Annotated in this window: 18 protein-coding genes; 11 read left to right on the top strand and 7 right to left on the bottom strand. The window is 72.1% G+C overall.

Annotation, left to right across the window (positions count from 1 at the left end; genetic code table 11):
• The first annotated feature begins 29 nt into the window (after nt 1–29).
• From ACZ5KW_RS02840 to ACZ5KW_RS02870, 7 genes are all read left to right on the top strand, one after another.
• Nucleotides 30–1,739 carry a SipW-dependent-type signal peptide-containing protein gene (locus tag ACZ5KW_RS02840; protein WP_343779698.1) on the top strand — a complete coding sequence of 570 codons (1,710 nt, stop codon included), beginning with the start codon at nt 30–32 and terminating at the stop codon, nt 1,737–1,739.
• Between the two features lie 218 nt (nt 1,740–1,957).
• Complete coding sequence (locus ACZ5KW_RS02845; protein ID WP_343779702.1) at nt 1,958–2,737, top strand: hypothetical protein; 780 nt, start codon at nt 1,958–1,960, stop codon at nt 2,735–2,737.
• Nucleotides 2,734–3,963 carry a SipW-dependent-type signal peptide-containing protein gene (locus ACZ5KW_RS02850; protein ID WP_343779705.1) on the top strand — a complete coding sequence of 410 codons (1,230 nt, stop codon included), beginning with the start codon at nt 2,734–2,736 and terminating at the stop codon, nt 3,961–3,963. The genes ACZ5KW_RS02845 and ACZ5KW_RS02850 overlap by 4 nt, the downstream gene beginning before the upstream one ends.
• Nucleotides 3,963–5,036 (top strand): signal peptidase I, encoded by a 1,074-nt coding sequence (locus tag ACZ5KW_RS02855; RefSeq protein WP_343779708.1) that lies wholly within the window; start codon nt 3,963–3,965, stop codon nt 5,034–5,036. Before ACZ5KW_RS02850 ends, ACZ5KW_RS02855 begins: the two co-directional genes overlap by 1 nt.
• On the top strand, nt 5,036–5,773 hold the full coding sequence (locus ACZ5KW_RS02860; RefSeq protein ID WP_464388580.1) for a hypothetical protein: 738 nt from the start codon (nt 5,036–5,038) through the stop codon (nt 5,771–5,773). Before ACZ5KW_RS02855 ends, ACZ5KW_RS02860 begins: the two co-directional genes overlap by 1 nt.
• Nucleotides 5,774–5,775: 2 nt before the next feature.
• Nucleotides 5,776–5,934: a hypothetical protein gene (locus ACZ5KW_RS02865; protein WP_464388581.1), complete on the top strand. Its 159-nt coding sequence runs from the start codon at nt 5,776–5,778 to the stop codon at nt 5,932–5,934.
• Between the two features lie 91 nt (nt 5,935–6,025).
• Nucleotides 6,026–6,823 (top strand): ZIP family metal transporter, encoded by a 798-nt coding sequence (locus ACZ5KW_RS02870; RefSeq protein ID WP_343779715.1) that lies wholly within the window; start codon nt 6,026–6,028, stop codon nt 6,821–6,823.
• A gap of 69 nt (nt 6,824–6,892) precedes the next feature.
• Here the strand turns inward: ACZ5KW_RS02870 and thiD are convergent, their stop codons facing one another.
• Nucleotides 6,893–7,771 carry a bifunctional hydroxymethylpyrimidine kinase/phosphomethylpyrimidine kinase gene (gene thiD / locus ACZ5KW_RS02875; RefSeq protein WP_343779717.1) on the bottom strand — a complete coding sequence of 293 codons (879 nt, stop codon included), beginning with the start codon at nt 7,769–7,771 and terminating at the stop codon, nt 6,893–6,895.
• A gap of 144 nt (nt 7,772–7,915) precedes the next feature.
• Between thiD and ACZ5KW_RS02880 the strand changes: the two genes are divergently transcribed.
• Nucleotides 7,916–8,572, top strand: a complete 657-nt coding sequence (locus ACZ5KW_RS02880; protein WP_343779719.1) for a DsbA family oxidoreductase — start codon at nt 7,916–7,918, stop codon at nt 8,570–8,572.
• A 28-nt stretch (nt 8,573–8,600) separates the two neighbouring features.
• Here ACZ5KW_RS02880 and ACZ5KW_RS02885 read toward each other — a convergent pair whose 3' ends face one another.
• The 4 genes from ACZ5KW_RS02885 to ACZ5KW_RS02900 all read right to left on the bottom strand — a co-directional run bounded on the left by ACZ5KW_RS02885 (nt 8,601) and on the right by ACZ5KW_RS02900 (nt 13,139).
• On the bottom strand, nt 8,601–9,476 hold the full coding sequence (locus tag ACZ5KW_RS02885) for a phosphatase PAP2 family protein (protein WP_343779721.1): 876 nt from the start codon (nt 9,474–9,476) through the stop codon (nt 8,601–8,603).
• Nucleotides 9,473–11,449 (bottom strand): ABC transporter substrate-binding protein, encoded by a 1,977-nt coding sequence (locus ACZ5KW_RS02890; protein ID WP_343779724.1) that lies wholly within the window; start codon nt 11,447–11,449, stop codon nt 9,473–9,475. The genes ACZ5KW_RS02885 and ACZ5KW_RS02890 overlap by 4 nt, the downstream gene beginning before the upstream one ends.
• A 109-nt stretch (nt 11,450–11,558) precedes the next feature.
• Nucleotides 11,559–12,752: a hypothetical protein gene (locus ACZ5KW_RS02895; RefSeq protein ID WP_343779725.1), complete on the bottom strand. Its 1,194-nt coding sequence runs from the start codon at nt 12,750–12,752 to the stop codon at nt 11,559–11,561.
• 84 nt (nt 12,753–12,836) lie between these two features.
• Nucleotides 12,837–13,139: a DUF7091 family protein gene (locus ACZ5KW_RS02900; protein ID WP_343779727.1), complete on the bottom strand. Its 303-nt coding sequence runs from the start codon at nt 13,137–13,139 to the stop codon at nt 12,837–12,839.
• Nucleotides 13,140–13,277: 138 nt separating this feature from the next.
• Here ACZ5KW_RS02900 and ACZ5KW_RS02905 point away from each other — a divergent pair, with 138 nt between their 5' ends.
• Nucleotides 13,278–13,709, top strand: coding sequence for an HIT domain-containing protein (locus ACZ5KW_RS02905; RefSeq protein ID WP_343779730.1), 432 nt, complete (start codon nt 13,278–13,280; stop codon nt 13,707–13,709).
• 96 nt (nt 13,710–13,805) lie between these two features.
• Nucleotides 13,806–14,639 carry a P-loop NTPase family protein gene (locus tag ACZ5KW_RS02910; RefSeq protein WP_343779733.1) on the top strand — a complete coding sequence of 278 codons (834 nt, stop codon included), beginning with the start codon at nt 13,806–13,808 and terminating at the stop codon, nt 14,637–14,639.
• A gap of 28 nt (nt 14,640–14,667) precedes the next feature.
• Here ACZ5KW_RS02910 and ACZ5KW_RS02915 read toward each other — a convergent pair whose 3' ends face one another.
• On the bottom strand, nt 14,668–15,189 hold the full coding sequence (locus tag ACZ5KW_RS02915; RefSeq protein WP_343779735.1) for a DUF7858 family protein: 522 nt from the start codon (nt 15,187–15,189) through the stop codon (nt 14,668–14,670).
• A 163-nt stretch (nt 15,190–15,352) separates the two neighbouring features.
• Between ACZ5KW_RS02915 and ACZ5KW_RS02920 the strand changes: the two genes are divergently transcribed.
• Nucleotides 15,353–16,372 carry a transcription initiation factor IIB gene (locus tag ACZ5KW_RS02920; protein ID WP_343779737.1) on the top strand — a complete coding sequence of 340 codons (1,020 nt, stop codon included), beginning with the start codon at nt 15,353–15,355 and terminating at the stop codon, nt 16,370–16,372.
• Nucleotides 16,373–16,687: 315 nt separating this feature from the next.
• Here ACZ5KW_RS02920 and ACZ5KW_RS02925 read toward each other — a convergent pair whose 3' ends face one another.
• Nucleotides 16,688–17,536, bottom strand: coding sequence for an HFX_2341 family transcriptional regulator domain-containing protein (locus ACZ5KW_RS02925; protein ID WP_343779738.1), 849 nt, complete (start codon nt 17,534–17,536; stop codon nt 16,688–16,690).
• Nucleotides 17,537–17,659: the final 123 nt, after the last annotated feature.

A 17,659-nucleotide genomic window follows, 5' to 3' on the forward strand; every position in this document is an offset into this window, starting at 1 on the left:
GGTGGGACTCCCCTCGGGGATTCACAATCATGACAGACAGCAAGAAATTCGACACGATCGGACTGTCGCGGCGCAAGATGCTGGCGGGCCTCGGCGCGATCGGCGTGGCCTCCGCGGGCGCGGGCCTCGGCACCACGGCGTACTTCAACGACACCGAGTCGTTCGAGGACAACACGCTCACCGCCGGGAACCTCGACCTGCTCGTCGACTGGCAACAGACCTACGACTTCGGCGAGGGCCGTCAGTTCGTCAGCGCGCACCCCGACCACGACGGCGACGGCGAGCAGTCGGTCGAGATCGACGGCGACGTGTTCAGCTACAGCGACTTCCCGGACGAGACCGACGAGGACAGCAACGGGGCGAACCTCCCGGTGCTGACCTGCGACAACATCCCGCCGCTCTCGGAGGCGGACTTCGGGACGGACCCCGTCACGGGCGAGGAGATGGAGACGCTCGTCCGGCTCACCGACGTGAAGCCCGGCGACTCCGGCGAGATCACCTTCTCGCTGCACCTCTGTGACAACCCCGGGTACATCTGGATGCAGGCGGGCAACGTCTCCGAGGACGGCGGCGCCGGCACCGAGCCCGAGCTGCTCGTCGACCCGGACAACGTGGGCGACCTCGGCGACGCCATCGAGGCGCGGCTCTGGTACGACGAGGACTGCGACAACGTCTACGACCCGGCGGAGCCGGTCGACATCATGCTGACGCTCGACTTCTCGGGCTCGATGCTGTACGACCAGTACGGCGGCGTGGTCAGTAACGACGACATCGCGATCAACGGGACCACCTACACCGAGACGACGAAGATCGACCTCGTCGAGCTCGGCACCCGGCAGTTCATCGACTTCCTACAGAACGCGAACGCGGACGTACAGGTCGGCGTCGCGTACTTCGACGGCGAGAAGAGCGTCGACAGCGAGCCCCGGACCGGCGTCTTACAGGCGCTGACCAGCGACCTCTCGGTCGTCGACGGCGCGCTCGACGGCCTCCGTCAAAAGCTCGCGAACGTCGTGAGCGGCGGCGCGAGCTCGACCCCGACCGACGGCGACGGCGACGCCAACCCGTTCTCGAACGCGAGCAGCATCGCGACCGGCACGTACATCGGCGAGGGCGTCGACGACGCCCAGGCCGAACTCGACGCGAACGGTCGCCCGAGCGCGGCGAAGCAGAACATCGTCCTCTCCGACGGCGAGTCGTTCAACGGGACTGGCACCACCCAGTTCTCCTCGCCCACCGACGCGGCCGACGACGCCCGCGCGGCGTCGCCGAGCCCGGCGACCGACGTCTACACGATCAACGTGGACGGCAGCGCCAGCACCCTGCTGGCGATGGCCGGCCCCGCCGGCGGGGCGGGCGGCGACCTGCTGTTCTTCAACGACCTCGACGACCCGCTGAACATCCCGACGGTGTTCGGCAATCTCGCGGCGCAGACGACGCAAGAGAAGATCATCATGGAGGACACGCTCGCGAACGTCCTCGCCGAGCTCGCCGACGGGGACGGGATCCCGCTCGACGGCAACCGCGCGACGCTGTACGACGAGCTCGCGGACCCGGCGGACGACGCGGACCGCGACGCGTTCCGCGGCGACGGCGTGATGCACTGCGTCGCGCTCGAGTGGGAGCTGCCCCTCGAGGTGGGCAACGAGATCCAGGGCGACACGCTCGCCTTCGATCTGGGCTTCTACACCGAGCAGGCGCGTCACAACGACGGCGCCGGGACGTCGACGCCGGCCTGATCCGGCGTTCCGATCCCACCGCGGCGTCGACGGGCGAGGCCGATCGGCGGCGAGGCCGGATCGAGCGACCAACGGTGAGGTACGGTGTCCGTACCGTCGGGTACGGCCACCGGGCCGGCCGGGTATGACGCGCATACATACCACTACGGCGACGGTAGAGGTGGTGAGACGAGGGACGATATCGACGACACGGCCGTTCGGAGCCGCGACGACACACAATGATACAAAAGGAATCGAAACTCACGCGGCGGCAGGCACTCGCGGGACTCGGAGCCGTCGGCTTCGCGGCCCTCGGGGCGGGCTCCGGACGGCCGACGGGAACGGACGGCTGGGGCGAGTACTCGGAGTACACGTACGCCCAGTCGGACACGCCCTGGAACCTAGTAGTCGGCTGGCGGCGCACGGAGAACGGCGCGGTCGTGGATTCGAGCCCGACCGACGCCGTCGACGACGTCGGGGCCGGGATCCGGCTCGTCGACGTCGAGAACGCGCTGCCCGGTGACTACGGGACCGCGAGCGTCGGGCTGCGGCTCGACGACCCCGCGGGGACCGCCCCGGACGGCGTCCGCGTGTGGCTGCGCATCGCGCCCAGCTTCGACGGCTCCGACGCCGCGAGCGCCGCGCTCGCCGAGCGCATTAGCCTCGACGTGCGGTACGACACGGGCGTGCTCGGGATCGGCGGATGCGGCGGCGCCGAGGGCGACTTCGCCGAGTACGGCGAGTCGATCGGCGCCGGCAGCCTCGCGTCGTTCGACGGATCCGCGCTCGCGGCGGGGGTCGAACTCAACCCCGGGCTCTTCGACGACGGCTGCCTCCTCCCGGGAGAGCGGCGCTGTCTCACCTTCGACTGGGCGTTCGACGCCGAGGGGGGCAACGCCGGACAGGGCGGCGCAGTCGAGTTCGACGTGGCGTTCGCCGCCGACGACTGCGGCGCCGAGGGGAACCCGTTCGCGATGGGCGCCTCGACGGAGACCAACGGGGTCGGAGGGAGCGCATGAGCCCCGGAGACGACGTCGGACGGCGCCCGAGCGGCCTGAGCCGCCGCCGGCTGCTCGCCGGGATCGGCGGCGTCGGCGCCGTCGGAATGGCGAGCGGCCTCGGCACCGGCGCGTACCTCTCGGACCGGGAGACGTTCCCCGGCAACGCCTTCGGCGCCGGCGAGGTGGGCCTGACGGTGGACGGCGACCCCACGGACGGGACCGTCACCGTCGGCCCGCTCGCGGTCGACCGGACGACGTTCGACGAGCGCCCCGCCCCCGAGCGGTTCGAGGTGGGGGCGTCGGAGAACCCGGTGCGGGTGTGGCTCGCGACGGAGTGCCCGGACGGCGATCGGCTGGGGAACGCCCTCAAACTCGAGGTCGTCGTCGACGGCGAGTCGGTGACTGACGGCTACCGCCCCCTCGCGGAGGTCGAGCGCGACCTCGCGACCGGCGTGCGGATCGACGCCGGCTGCCTCGACTCGGACGGCGGCCCGATCGTCGTCGAGGTCGCCCCGTACCTCCCGGCGGACTCGCCCGACGTTGGCGGAGAGACAACGGACCTGACGTTCCGGCTGTACGCCGAGCAGTGCCGCCACGTCTCGGAGGAGCAGGCGAACGCGCCGGGGGCGAACCCCTTCGCGGAGGTCCTCTGCGGGGAGCCAGCGGTGGACTGCCCCGAGTGCGTCGAGTTCGGCAAGGCCGAATTCGGTGGGTCGACCGCACCGGGCGACGTCCTCCCGCTGGAGATGATCCTCGACGGCGCGGGGCCGCACGAGATCGAGGTCACCGAGGTCGAGACGAAGGACGGCGGCGAGGTCGTCGGCGTCGCGTTCGCGCTCCGGGACGCCGACGGGAACCCGGGACCGGACATGTGTGCCGTTGCGGTCAAGGGCGGACCGGACCGCGACCCCGAGGGCGTCGATATCGCCCCGGTGGCTCCGGAGACGGGAGCGGTCGTGTTCGCGCCGCCGAACCCCACCAACGGCAAGCGGTACGGGGTCAGCAACGTCACCGTCAGCGTCTGCGCCGGCGACGGCGAGCGCGGCGACGACCTCGCTGACGCCGCGAACGACAGCGGTGCCGCGAACGACAGCAGTGCCGCGAACGACAGCAGTGCCGCGGACGACAGCGGCGGCGGCTCCGGCCGAAAAGGGAACGGGAAACCGGAGGAGTCCGACGGCGGGTCCGCGAACGCCGACGGTCGAAGCGAGGGCAGCGGAAGCGGCGGCACGGAGGCGAACTGATGACCAATATACTCACATCACCACGGACGAAACGCGCGGCGAACGTACTCGGGATCGTCCTGCTGATCGCGCTCGTCGCGCCGTTCGCGGTGTACGCGGCCCCAGAGGTCGTCGGCGCCGACGAGAGCTTCGTCGTGCTCACGGCGAGCATGACGCCCGCCATCGCGCCTGGCGACGTCGTGATCGTCGCCGATCGCGATCCGACCGCGATCGCGGAGGGCGACGTGATCACGTTCATGCGAGGCACCAGCGACGTGCCGGTGACACACCGCGTGATCGACGTGGTCGGCGAGGGTGGCACCCTCGCGTTCGAGACGATGGGCGACGCCAACGAGGGGCCGGATCCGGGGTTCGTCCCCGCAGGCAACCTCGTCGGCGTCGTGGCGCTGACGATCCCGTGGATCGGGTACGTGATCCAGTTCGCGGGCACGCAGGCCGGGTTCGTCGCGCTCGTCTTGCTCCCCTTCGGTCTGCTCGCGGTCACCGAGGTCTGGTCGATCGTCCGCGGTCGCGACGAGCCCGAGGAACGCCCGACGACGACGGTCGACCCGACCGGCGAGTCGGCCGACGACGAGGCCAGCGGGCCGACGGCGGTCGGTGCGGCCGAGGCCGATCCGGCCGCAGTCGGCGCCGCCACGGAGGGCGCCGGGGGCGTCTCGGTCGACGCGGTCGGCGGCGCGGCGGCGGTGCTCGTCGTCTTCGCTCCGTACGCGGCGTACGTCGCGTTCGAGCTCCGGAGCGCCGCCGCGATCGCGGTGGCGGTGGCGACCGCGACGCTCCTGTTCGGCGCGCTCGCGATGTGGGTGCCGGCGAGCGGCGTGCTCGACCGGAGCGGACGGAGCGCCGCGGCGGAGTCGGAGAGAGACGCGTCGGAAACGGCCGCCGACGGCGGGGTTTCCGAGAGCGAACGGGACGTCGACGAGGGCGAGCCGAAAGCCGGTGAGGGCGACGCGGACGTCGACGAGACGGACTCGGCGGCCGTCGCGACGGACGAAGCGCGCGTGGAACCGGACGAGTCGGCACCGGTACGGACGCCGACGGCACGCCCCGACGCCGCCGGAGAGGTGGACTGATGCCAGCGAACCGCGGGCTCGTCGCGCTCGTCGCGCTGGCCGTGTTGGTGTGGAGCGTCGCGTTCGCCGGCGGGGCCACGGTCGCGGTCCTCTCGGCGAGCGTCGACGTGACGACGACGTTCGAGACGCCGGACGAACTGCGCGATGTGAACGAGTCGATCGGGAGCGGGTTCGCCGTGGCGACCGTGCCCGTCGAGAACGGGACGACCGCCGCGGGAGAGAACGGAACGTCGTCAGCGGCGAACGGGACGGAGACCGGCGAGAACACCACGGCGCCGCCCGTGGACGAAAACGCCTCGGCTCCGACGGACCAGAACGCCTCGGCTCCGACGGACCAGAACGCCTCGGCTCCGACGGACCAGAACGCCTCGGCTCCGACGGACCAGAACGCCTCGGCTCCGACGGACCAGAACGCCTCGGCTCCGACGGACCAGAACGCCTCGGCTCCGACGGACCAGAACGCCTCGGCTCCGACGGACCAGAACGCCTCGGCTCCGACGGACCAGAACGCCACGGCGCCGGCGGCGAACGACACCGAGACGGACGAAAACGAACCGACGCCGACCGGTCCGACGGGAGACCAGCCGAGTTCGTCGGATGACGAGACGGCGACGAACGAGTCGGCCCCGGCGGAGAACGCGACCGCCGAGGGCTCGACCGCGGACGACGCGAACCGCGTCGACGCGGCCGGCGTTCGGCACCCTCTGGACCCGTCGCAGTCCGCTGACGGAGCGTGAGCGTGGCCTCGCCGAGTCGCCCGCGGGAGCGGCTTCGGAAGCGCGGCACGCGGTTCGGCGCGCGGTACGCAGCGCCCGGGGCGAAACTCACCGCGCTGTTGGTGCTCGTCGCGCTGCTTCTCCTCGTGTTCCTCGCCAGCCTCGTTCGGATGCTCGGGTGAACTCGCCGACCGCGCGGCCGAGACGCGGTTCTCAGCCGGTGACCGCGCCCGCCGGAGTTATGAGCGGTACCGGCGTACCACCAGCCATCGAATGGTCGCGCTCGACGCCTACGCGTTCGTGTTCGTCGCGGGGCTTATCACGGCGCTGGCGACCGGGATCGGCGCGCTCCCGTTCTTCTTCTTCGAGACCATCAGCGACCGCGGGAACGTGGCGCTGTGGGGGTTCGCGTCGGGGATCATGGTCTCGGCGTCGCTGTTCGGGCTGGTTCGGGAGGGGCTCGCGGAGGGGACGCCCGTCCAGATCGGCGTCGGGATGCTCGCGGGCGTCGCCCTCGTCGTCATCGCGCACGACGTGCTGTTAGACGCCGACGTCGATCCCAAGGAGTACGAGGAGGCCGACTTCAAGAAGCTCATCCTGATCCTCGGGGTGTTGACGGTCCACAGCTTCCCCGAGGGGATCGCCGTCGGCGTCTCCTTCGCGGACCTCGGGCTGGCGGGCGGCACCGCGCTGTTCGGCTTCACGGTCCCGCTACTGGCCGTGTTTATGACCGTCGCCATCTCGATCCACAACGTCCCCGAGGGGACGGCGATCTCGATCCCGCTGCGGGCGATGGGCGTCTCGAAGTGGAAGATGGTGTGGTGGGCGGTGTTCTCCAGCCTGCCGCAGCCGGTGGGGGCCGTGATCGCGTTCGCGTTCGTGCGGTACGCCAGGGAGTTCCTGCCGTACGGCTTCGGCTTCGCGGCGGGCGCGATGGTCTACCTCGTCCTCTCGGAGTTCATCCCCGAGGCGCTGGAGACGGGCGCCGACCTCCCGCGCGGCGGGAAGCCGGTCCTCGTCGGCGGCGTCGCGCTCGGCGTCGCGCTGATGGTCCCGCTCGCGTACCTGTGACTGCGGACCGACTCGTGTGAGTCGTCCGACCCGAGCGGTCCGGGTCGACCGACCCGGCGACCCGAGCGCTCACTCCCCGCCCAGAACCGTCGGGTTGACCGCGCCGGGACCCGCGCCCACGTCGTAGCCGCGTCGGACCGCCTCGCTCATCTCGCGGACCGCCGCGGCGACGGCGTCGCGGAGGGGTTCGCCGCGGGCCAGTCGCGCGGCGATCGCACTCGACAGCGCACAGCCGGAGCCGTGGGTGGCGTCGGTGTCGACACGCAGCGACTCGAAGCGGTCGACGGCCGGCCGGGACGCGGGTCCGTCGTTCGCGGCGTCGTCAGGGCCTCCTGCCGCCTTGCCGCGGACGAGCGTGTCGAGGACGACCTCGTCGTCGTCCGAATTCGTCGTCCCCGTGAGGTGGCCGCCCTTGACGAGCGCCGCGTCCGCGCCGAGCGCGACGAGCTCGCGGGCGGCGCGCTCGGCGTCGGCCGGGGTCTCGACCGGCTCGCCGGTCAGGACCGCGGCCTCGTCGGCGTTCGGCGTGACGAGCGTCGCGGCCGCGATCAGGTCCTCGTAGGCGTCCTCGGCCGCCGGCGAGAGCAGTCGGTCGCCGGTCGCCGCGACCATGACGGGATCGACGACGAGCGGGGCGTCGGCACCCGCGACGAGGTCGGTCACCCGGGTGACGATCGCAGCGGTCGCCAGCATCCCCGTCTTGATCGCGGCGATCTCGAAGTCGTCGGCCACCGCCGCGTACTGGCTCGCGACGTGGTCCGGCGGGAGCGGATGAACGTCCTCGACGCCGCGCGTGTTCTGTGCGGTCGTCGCCGTCACGACCGCGGTGCCGAAGACGCCGTGCGCGGTCATCGCGCCCAGGTCCGCCTGAATTCCCGCGCCGCCACCGCTGTCGCTGCCGGCGACAGAGAGCGCGACGGGGGGATAGATCGGGTCGTAGTCGGACATACGCAGTGGTACAACCTAGTTATATTAATCCGTGATGGTTCGAGACCGAACCGGACGGACTTCCGCTCGCCGGTCGGTCGGCATCCCGCGTCCGGGGCCTGCCGTCGCCGAACGACCTTTTCGGCTCCGCGGCGTATGCGATGTATGGCAACCGAGTCCGACGCCGCGTCCGGCGCCGACGAACCCGAGGCGATCACCGTCTACTCCGACTACGTCTGTCCGTTCTGCTTCCTCGGACGGCAGTCGCTCTCGCAGTATCAGGAGACGCGCGAGGAGCCGCTCGCGATCGACTGGCACCCGTTCGACCTCCGGGCGGGCAAGCGCGGCCCGGACGGCGAGATCGACCACGACGCCGACGACGGGAAAGACGAGGACTACTACGAGCAGGCGAGAGAGAACGTCCGCCGCCTCCAAGCGGAGTACGACGTGGAGATGGCCGAGGAGCTCCGCACCGACGTCGACTCGCTGCCGGCGCAGGTCGTCTCGGTCCACGTGCGGGAGACCGCGCCCGACGCGTGGCTCGCGTTCGACGAGGGCGTCTTCGACGCGCTCTGGCTGGACGGGCGCGGCATCGGTGACCGCGACGTGCTCACCGACGTCGCGGCGGACGTGGAGGGCCTCGACGCCGACGTGGTCGACGAGGCGCTCGACGACGACGCGCTGCGCGGGCGCGTTACCGACCTGTTCGACGCCGCCCGGCGGCGCGGCGTCACCGGCGTGCCGACGTTCGCGTACGACGGGCACGCCGCGCGGGGCGCGGTCCCGCCGGAACAGCTCGAGCGCCTCGTCGAAGGGGCCTGATCGCGGAGACGGTCTCTCGGCGTTCGCCTCAGTCGTCCGTGCCCGCCCCGGGTTCGGGACGCTCGTCGTCCGTGTCGCCCGCGTCGCCACTCGGTTCAGGTGCGTCGGCCCGGGAGTCCACGGAGCGATAGGCGAGGAAAACGGAACCGAACGCGAGCGCGAACCCGGCGATCACGTCGGTGAGCCAGTGGATACCGAGGTACATCGTCGCGACGACGACGGACAGCGAGAGCGGGACCGCGACCGGCGTCCACCGCGGGTACTCCTCGCGGGTCAGGAGCCCGAACGTCCCCACGGTGACCGCGAGCGAGGTGTGAAGCGACGGGAAGACGTTCGTGTTCACGTTGACCTCGCTCGTCAGCGCCATCACGTCGGGGTTGTTGGCGAAAAGCAGCGGCGTCACCATGTCCGGCATCACGTTGCGCGGGCCGTGCGCGAACACCAGCGTGTAGACGACCAACCCGATCCCGTAGTTCAGCGCGTACGCGACGAGGAGCCGCCTGAGCGTCGCCGTCTGCGGGAGCGCGAGGTACGCGACCACCGGGAACGCGAGCAGGAACGCGTAGCCGTACACGTACACCCACGAGAAGTAGGTGGTCAGCGCGGGACCGGCGAACGTCGCTTGGACCCACGGGACGAAGCCGCCTTCTAAGCCGTAGATGAGCGCCGTCGCCTGAAGGCCGAACAGTTCGGAGACCGTCTGTAGCGAGCTGCGGCCGATCGCGCTGGCGATCAACACCGCGGCGAGGGCCGCGCCGGCCCGCCGCGCGTCCCAGATCCGGTCGCGGAGCCCGCCCCACGTCTCGCGGAGTCGGGCGGGACCGATCACGGCGAGGCTCGCGACCGCCAACATCGCGGCGACCGACGCCAAGACCGAGGTGAGAACCGACAGTAACGGCGTCATTGCCCCCGAGAGAGCAGCCGCCCCTCGTCGTCGAAGCGATACCCGATGTCACGGAGCGCGTCCCTGGCGGCCGCGACGTCCAGCGATCCCCCGTCGTAGAAGAACGGGTGGACCGGGTCCGTGGCGCCGTCCCACGCGACCGAGTCCGGGACCGCGTCCGGCGACGCCGCGAGCGGGGACGCCGCCGCCCGCGCGTATCCGTCGAAGGCGTCCTGGACGATCGTCGACTTGTCGATCAGGCGAGCGAGGACCGCCCGGAACCGGGGGTTCGACAGCGGACTCTCGCGCACGTTGTACCCGACGTGGTAGAACGCGGCCGAGCGACCGCTCACGAGCCGGGTCTCGTCCGACCGGGCGATCCGGGGGACGGCCGCGGGACCGAGGTTCGAGACGGTCGCGTCGGCGGCGCCCCCGGCGACCGACTCCACGGCCGAGATGTCGGAGGGCAACACGCCGATGCGGAGCCGGTCGAACGCCGGCTTCCCGTGGTATCGCTCGGGAATTCCGGCTCGCGGGTCCGTCGACTCGGCGGACGGCGTCGAGTCGCCGTCGGCCGGCCGGACGAGGAAGTGGTCGGGGTTCCGCTCGAAGACGACCGACTCCCCCGCGGTCGCCTCGACGAAGCGAAGCGGGCCGCTCCCGACCGGATCGGAGTTGTTCGAGACGACGGCCTCCGTCGTCTCGAAGTCGAGTTCGAAGCCGGCGATCGTCGCCGCGTCGGTGCGGTCCGACCAGACGTGTTCCGGCAGGATCGGCACCCGGAGCGCGCGGGCGACGACGGTGTCGTTGGCCTCGGCGACCGAGAGCCGAACCGTCGCGTCGTCGACGACTCGCTCGTCTTCGACGAGCGAACTCCGGCCGCGGAACCGGGGCGCCGGGACCGGCGTCTCGACGTTCCCGAGCGACGTGTCCCGGAGGAACCGGTAGGTGAACGCGACGTCGCCCGCGGTCACGGGCTCGCCGTCGTGCCACCGGGCGTCCCGAAGCGAAACGTCGAGCGTGTCGGCGTCGACCCGCTCCCAGTCGGCCGCCAGCCACGGGACGACGCCCTCGCCGTCCGTGCGGACGAGGGGGTCGTACAGCAGCCCCGTGAACGTGCCGTGTTTGCGGTACTCCGCGGCGATCGGGTTCCAGTTCTGCGTGATGCGGTCGTCGGTCGTCACGAGCCGGAGAACGGCTTCCGACTCGGCGTCGCTCGCCGTGACGTTGCCGTCGGGCAGCACGCCGACGTCGGAGTCGGCCCACGACCCGTCGCCGAAGGATCCGTCGCCCGTCGCGTCGGTGTTGTTCGACCCGTCGCTCGTCGCGTCGGTGTCGTTCGACCCGCCGTCCGTCGAGCCGTCGTCCACCGCGGTGGGAACGCCTTCGAGGCCGAGGAGCCCCGTTACCGACGTCGGCTGGCGGTCCGTCGTCCACCCGTCGAACCGGTTCTCCTGAACGGCGGTGAGCGCGTCGGGGAACGCGACGACCGAGAAGGGCTGGACCTCGCACACCGTCTCCTGGAGGGAGTCGACGGCGGCGGACCGGTCGTCGCCCGTGGCGCGGCGCTGGCGTTCTAGCAGGTCGTCGACGGCCATCTCGGTGAGGCCGAAGGGGTTCTGCCACCCCGGCTCCGCGACGAACTTCGAGTGGGCCAGCCCGTACAGCGCGTCCGGGTCGAACGGCTGCGTCTCCACGAACTGCCCGACGTAGATGTCGAAGTTCTGGTTGATGAGGACCTTCCGCAGGAGGTCGGTCTGACCGACGGTGTTGAGGCGGACGTCGATGCCGACCGCGGTCAGATGCTCTTCGAGCTGTCTCGCGATGCGGATGCCGTGAGGGTCGCCGTCGGCGGGCGTCGCGTTGATCTCGAGAGTCAGCTGCGAGTGGGGGTCTCGTCCGGCGATGTTCTCCGTACGACCGAGACAACCGGCGCTGGTGGCCGCGAGGCCGAGGCCAGCGAGCGCCGCTCGTCGACTGATCGGTCGCGTCATGCGTTCGTTTCCTCCTGTTTTCCGTCACGCTGTATATCTCTTCTGTGCTGTCGAGGCCCGATCGGAGTCGAGCCCGCGGATCGGGCCCCGTCGTCCGGCGACCGAGGCGTCAGATCACGCCCGCCAGCGGGAGCGCCAGCCCGACGACCCACGCCGCCAGCCCGACCGCGACGATCGGTCGGTCCGCGGCCGCCCGGCCCAAGGCGACGAGGCCGAGCGCGGCGAGGAGCGCGGCCCGGTGAACGACGAGGTCCGGCGAGAGCGCCACGCCGAGCGTCGCGAAGTCGGCTAGGAACCCGGCGCCGAGGCCGACGACGACCGCCAGCGTGGCGGCCGCCGGCTCCGTCCGCCGGGCGCGCCAGACGACCAGCGCGGGGAGTCCGGCCGCGAGGACGAGGTACAGCGGAGCGGCGATGGCCTTCGGCGACGCGCCCGGCAGCGCCGTCTCCAGCGTCACGCCCGCGACGCGGACGCCGACGACGACGGCGGCGAGCGCGACCCCCAGCGTCGCGGCCGCGGCGTGTCGCCCCGCGTCGGTCCGGAGCCGACGAGCGAGGTCGACGGCGGTCTCGCGGGTCCGGCGGCGGAGCAGCGACCCGGCGACCGCCGTCGCCGTCGCGAGTTCGATCACGGAGAGCCAGCCGTCGCTGCGCCCGCCGTCGATGCCGCGGTACTCGCGGCGCACGTCGGTCGCGCGGTTCGACTCGACGAACTCGCTCTCGAGCCGCGTCGCGGGCGCGTCGATGTCGGGGACCGTGTGGCGGAGCCGGAACCAGTCGTAGTACTCCTCGTGGGCCTGGACCGCGGTGTAGGCGCCGTCGGGGGACTCGTACGCGCGGAGGTGGTCGCGGACGCCGAGGTACGACCCGTCGTGGAGCTCGAACGTCTCGGTGAGCCACGCGCCGCCGTCAGGGCCCTCGACGTACGAGTAGCGGAGCGAGCTGTGGGCGTCCTGCCAGTCGCGGGCGACGAACTCGCGAACCTGGTCGTCGTCGTTCGGCGTCGACGCCGCCTCGTCGGGCGCCGTCTCCTCCCAGTTCGCGGCCGGATCGCCCTCGATGGCGGCCCGGGTCGCCGCGGCGTCGGCGTGGAACACGAGGTTGATAGCGAGGGTTCGACCCTCGACGGTCCTGCTCCGGCTCGTGTACGGCCACAGCCGGTAGTCGCCGTCGACTTCGATGAGGCGGTCGTCCGGCACGTCGCCGGCGGTGGGTTCCCCGGCCGGCCCGCCGAGGAACCCGGAGAGGGCGAGCCCGAGCCCGACGACGAGGAGGAGGGCGACGACGACGCCGGTCCGCTTCATGGGAAGCCTGAGAGCCCCGGGAAAGAAACGCGTTCTGGTGAGCCCGAAGCCGCGGCGGGGCCGCGTCCGGCCGCTATCGATACGTCACCAAGTCTCGACGACGCCGTCACGGACATCTTCGGCGCAGCCCTCGCAGTCGGGGTGCCCGGACGCGAAGCAGGCGGGCCGGCCCTCGGCGTCGACCGGCACGGTCCGGCGCTCCGCGTGGCGGCGACAGACGATGCGAGCGCGGCCGGCGTCGTCGGTCGGGAGGTCGAACCGCGCCGCGGCGGCCGCGGAGCCGTCGGGGTCGTCGCGCCCCTCTGAGTAGGCGCGTTTGGCCTCCTCGAACTGCTTGCCCGCCTTCCGGAGCTGCTGGCGGATGACGCGTTCGAGCCGGTCGTCCATACCGCCCGTTTCGGCGCGGCGAATATAGGTCCGTTGGCGGGGCGGGCGAAGCCGAATCGGGGCGAACCCTGCCGAGGCGAGCCCGCACCGCCGCGGCGCCGGGAAACCTTGATACGACGCCCCGCCGATCCGTCGCGTATGTCCGCAGACTGTATCTTCTGTTCGATTGTCGCCGGGGACATCCCGGCGCGGACCGTGTACGAGACCGATTCCGTGCTGGCGTTCCTCGACGCCAACCCGCTCGCCCGCGGGCACACGCTCGTGATACCCAAGTCGCACGCGCGACACGTCGGCGACCTCGACGCCGACCTCGCGAGCGACCTGTTCGACGCCGTGGCGACGCTCACCCCGCGGATCGAGGCCGCGGTCGACGCCGACGGCGCCAACGTCGGCCTCAACGACGGCGAGGCGGCCGGACAGGAAGTCCCGCACGTCCACGTCCACGTCGTCCCGCGCTTCGAGGGCGACGGCGGCGCGGCGATCCACGCGGTCGCCGGCGGGCGGCCCGACCTCTCCGACGACGACCTCGACGCGGTCGCCGACGAGGTCGCGGCCGCGATAGACGGCTGACTGCGGCCATACTGTTCTCCAGATGAAACGAAGGGGGCGGGAGAGGCGTCGCTCGGCTTCGCGATTTTTAAGAAGCGCCTCGGGCGAGACCGGGACATGCAGACGACGACGCTCGCGGTAGTCGGCGCGACCGGCGGTGCGGGGACGACGCGGACCGCGGTCGAGTTGGCGGCGATGGGCGCTCGCGACGGTCGAGACGTCGCGGTCGTCGACGCCGCGTTCACGACGCAGGGGCTCTCCGAGTACGTGGCCGGGCGGATCGACCCCGACCTCACCGCGCTCCTCACCGACGACTCGGACGCGGCGCTGTCGGCGGCGGCGTATCCGATCGCCGGGACTCGAGCCGGCGGCGGCAGCGGCGACGGACGCGGGCGCTCCGGCCTCGGCGTCGGTGACGAGAGCGACGCGCCCGACCTCCCGGGACGCGTCGACGCGGTGCCGGCGCGGGCGCCGTTCGAGCGCGTCGCGCGGGCGAAGACCGCGGAGGCCGGTCGGAAGCTGGAACGGCGGATCGACGAGGCGGCGACGACGTACGACGCGGTGGTCGTCGACGCCGCGCCGGTCGGGTCGAACGAGGCCGTCGCGGCCGCGACGAGCGTCGACCGCGCGGTGGCGGTCAGGCCGGCGACGGCCCACGGCCGGGACGCGACACAGCGCCTGCGCGGGCGGATCGCCGACGTCGGTGGCGGTCTCGACGCGACCCTCGCGGTCGAGCGGTCGGGGGCGGACGACGACGGAGAAGAGGGCGGCGGCGACGCGGCCGTCGTTCGCCTGCCCGAAACGGACCCGGCGGTGGCGGCCGCGCCGACCGCGGCAATGGGAAGTCACGCGTACGCGCAGGCGATCGCGACCGCCTACGAGGCCGCCTTCGACACCTCGCTCGGCGTCGAGTTCCCAGAGTCGGGGCTGATCGAGCGGTTCACGCCCTGAGAAGGGAGTCGAAACGGGGTGTCGTGGCTCAGCGGAGACCGTCCGGGGAGCCGAGCGCGTCGCCGAGGGGGCCGCCGTCGCCGAGGCCGTCCCCGAGCGGCGCGGACCCCGCGACCTGCGCGTCGACGGCCTCGGCGACGGCGTCGACGGGGTCGTGCGTCTCGACGTACGTCGCCAGCGCGAAGTCGGCCTCGTCGCAGCCGGCGAGTTCGACCGCCTCGCTGCGGGCGGTCCGGCCCGCGAGCCAGTCGCGGACGATGTCGCGGCCCGTGGGAGAGAGCGGACAGACCCCCGCGACGCCGCATCGGTGAAGCGTTTTCGCGGCCGTCATCGGAGTGACGCCCGCCTCCGCTGCCGCGTCCCCGACGCTCCGTCCGGCCGTGTAGGCGTCGACGAGCGTGGCGGTCGCCTCGGGCGTGCAGGGCAGCGACTCGGCGTGGTCCGACAGGCGATCGACGAGCGGCGTCTCCGTGTCGTCCGCGAGCGCGACCCCGCGGTCGCGCTGGTCCGCGGTCACCTCGACCCCGGCCGCGATCTCCGACAGCGTCATGCGAACGGCTGGATCGTGTTAGCGCTTAAAACCACCGTACTGCGTCGGGTTGGACGGCGTAATCACCGACCGATAACCGGTCGGTTGAGCGCCCGCGATCCGGCCGAGAACCCGCCGATTCGCCCGGGTTTAAGTAAGGCATCGGGCCCGAGTTCGACGTGTGATGAGTGACGCACGCTCGACCCGCGTTCGTTCGCCCCGGACCGAAACCGACGACGTCGCGGCGCCGGACCGCGCCGCGGCCGGCACCGACGAGGCGGCTCGCGACGAGGAGACCACCGACGACGAGGCCGTCACGAGTGGACACGCAGGCGACGAGGCGACCGCCGACCGGGAGACCTGTCCCGAGTGCGGCGGGCGGACGCGCGCCGACGCCGCGGAGCGCGTCTGTACCGACTGCGGACTCGTCGTCGAGGCGGACCGGATCGACCACGGACCCGAGTGGCGGTCGTTCGACGACGACGACACGAATCCGAAACGCACCGGCGCGCCGCTGACGCGCTCCCGGCACGACCGCGGCCTCTCGACGGAGATCGGGCGGTCGACGAAGGTGAAGGGTCGCAAGCGCCGGCGCCTCGCCCGGATGCGGACCCAGCACAACCGCGCGCAGATCTCCACGAAGCGCGACCGCAACAAGGTGTACGCGTACACCGAGATCCGGCGGCTCACCGGCGCCTTGGGGCTTCCCGACAGCGTCCGCGACGCCGCCTGCGCGCTGTTCGACTCCGCGCAGTCGGAGAGCCTGCTCCGCGGGCGCTCGCTCGAGGGGTTCGCCGCGGCCTGCGTCTACGTCGCCTGCCGGACCGCCGACGTGGCCCGCACCGTCGAGGAGGTGTGCGCGGAGGCGAAGGCGACTGAGGACGAACACCGGGCCGCCTTCGACGCGATGAACCGCGAACTCGGCCTCCCCATCGCGCCGACCGGCCCGGCGGAGTACCTGCCGCGGTTCGCCAGCGACCTCGGCTGTGACCCGGCCGTCGAGCGCCGGGCGGGAGAGCTGGCCGAGCGCGCCGTCGAGGAGGGGATCGCGAACGGCCGCAACCCGGTCGGCGTCGCGGCCGCGTGCCTGTACACCGCGGCCCGCGAACTGGACGCGGAGTGTACCCAGCGGGAGGCCGCCGACGTCGCCGACGTGACGCCGGTGACCGTCCGGCGGACGTACGTCGATCTGACCGGAGAGTGAACGGAGGAACGCCGACGGGCGATCCGTCGGCCGTGACGGCACCGTCGGGCGGCCGCGGCGGCGTCAGCGGGGACCGCGATAGCGGGCGGGGGGAATGGAGGGCGGGGAGGGTGCCCCGGCCGCCCGGCGGGCGTCACGCATCTTAGTCGACGTGCGGGGGGTAATTCTACGTTAGCCGTCGACAGTACGGACGGACCGAACAGTGCGTTCGAATCGCACGAATCGCTCGCTGCGTGTCGGCCGTGACCGACCGGGCGCGTCACGCGTCGTGGCGCTTGCGGCCGCCCGGACGCCGGTCATCGCCCGCGACCCGGGCTACCGGCCGTCGATCTTGTGCTTGAACGCGAAGAAGACGCGGCGGCCGGTCTCGGTGAGCCGGACCGTGTCGGAGCGACCGATGTCCTCCAGTTCGACGTAGCTGCGTTCGCGCAGCGGCGAGAGCACGTGCGTCTCCAGCGCCCGGTACTTCGCCGTCCGGCTCTCGCCCGCCTCGCGGAGGAACGGCAGGTCGCGCTCGCGGGCCCACTCGATCAGGTTCCACTTGTCCGTGGCCAAGTGCTCCTCGCTGCGCTCGTGGAGCCGGCCGAGCACCGCGACCTGATCGGTCGTCGGCGCGTCCATCGGGTAGATGGGGAGGTCCACGGTGCGCTCGACGCCCTCGGTGAGCGGCTCCTCGCGCAGGTCGTGGCGGTGCCGCTCGGGCTCGACGCTGTACGGCCGCGCCCCGACGATCATACACGCCAGCGCGACGCCGACCGCGGCGATCCGCGGGCCCGTCGAGACGTTGCCGAAGAGCCGGTCGCCGTCGTCCTCGCCGGCGCGGTGGTGGGCGGCGACGGTCGTCGTCACGCCGAGCACGTCGTACACGTCCGCGAGCGCGACCGGGACGGGGCGGACGGCGGCGAACTCGGCGACCGACGCCCACGCGTCGCGCTGGTACTCGACGAGTCGGTCGTGGTCGACGCGGGTGTCGGCCGGGTCCGAAGCGCCGGCGGCGTCGAAGTCCACGTCGCCGCGGGCGCCCTCGCGGTCGGGGGCGTCGACGAGGAGGTACGCCACGTCGGCGCCGTGGCGGCGGAGGGGTTCGACGATCCGATCGCGCTCGCGGCCGAGCGGGACGACGTGGACGCGGCGTTCGGCGACGCTGGGGACCGAGGTGTCCATACCGTCGTTGTCCGCGGCGGTCGGTTAAATAGTCCGCCGGAGCGCCCCCGAGGAGTGACGGGCGATCACGTGACGTGGGGATTCATAGCACGAAAACCGTTAAGCCCGGCTGTCGCCTACGAG

The organism is Halorubrum ejinorense (assembly GCF_055389685.1).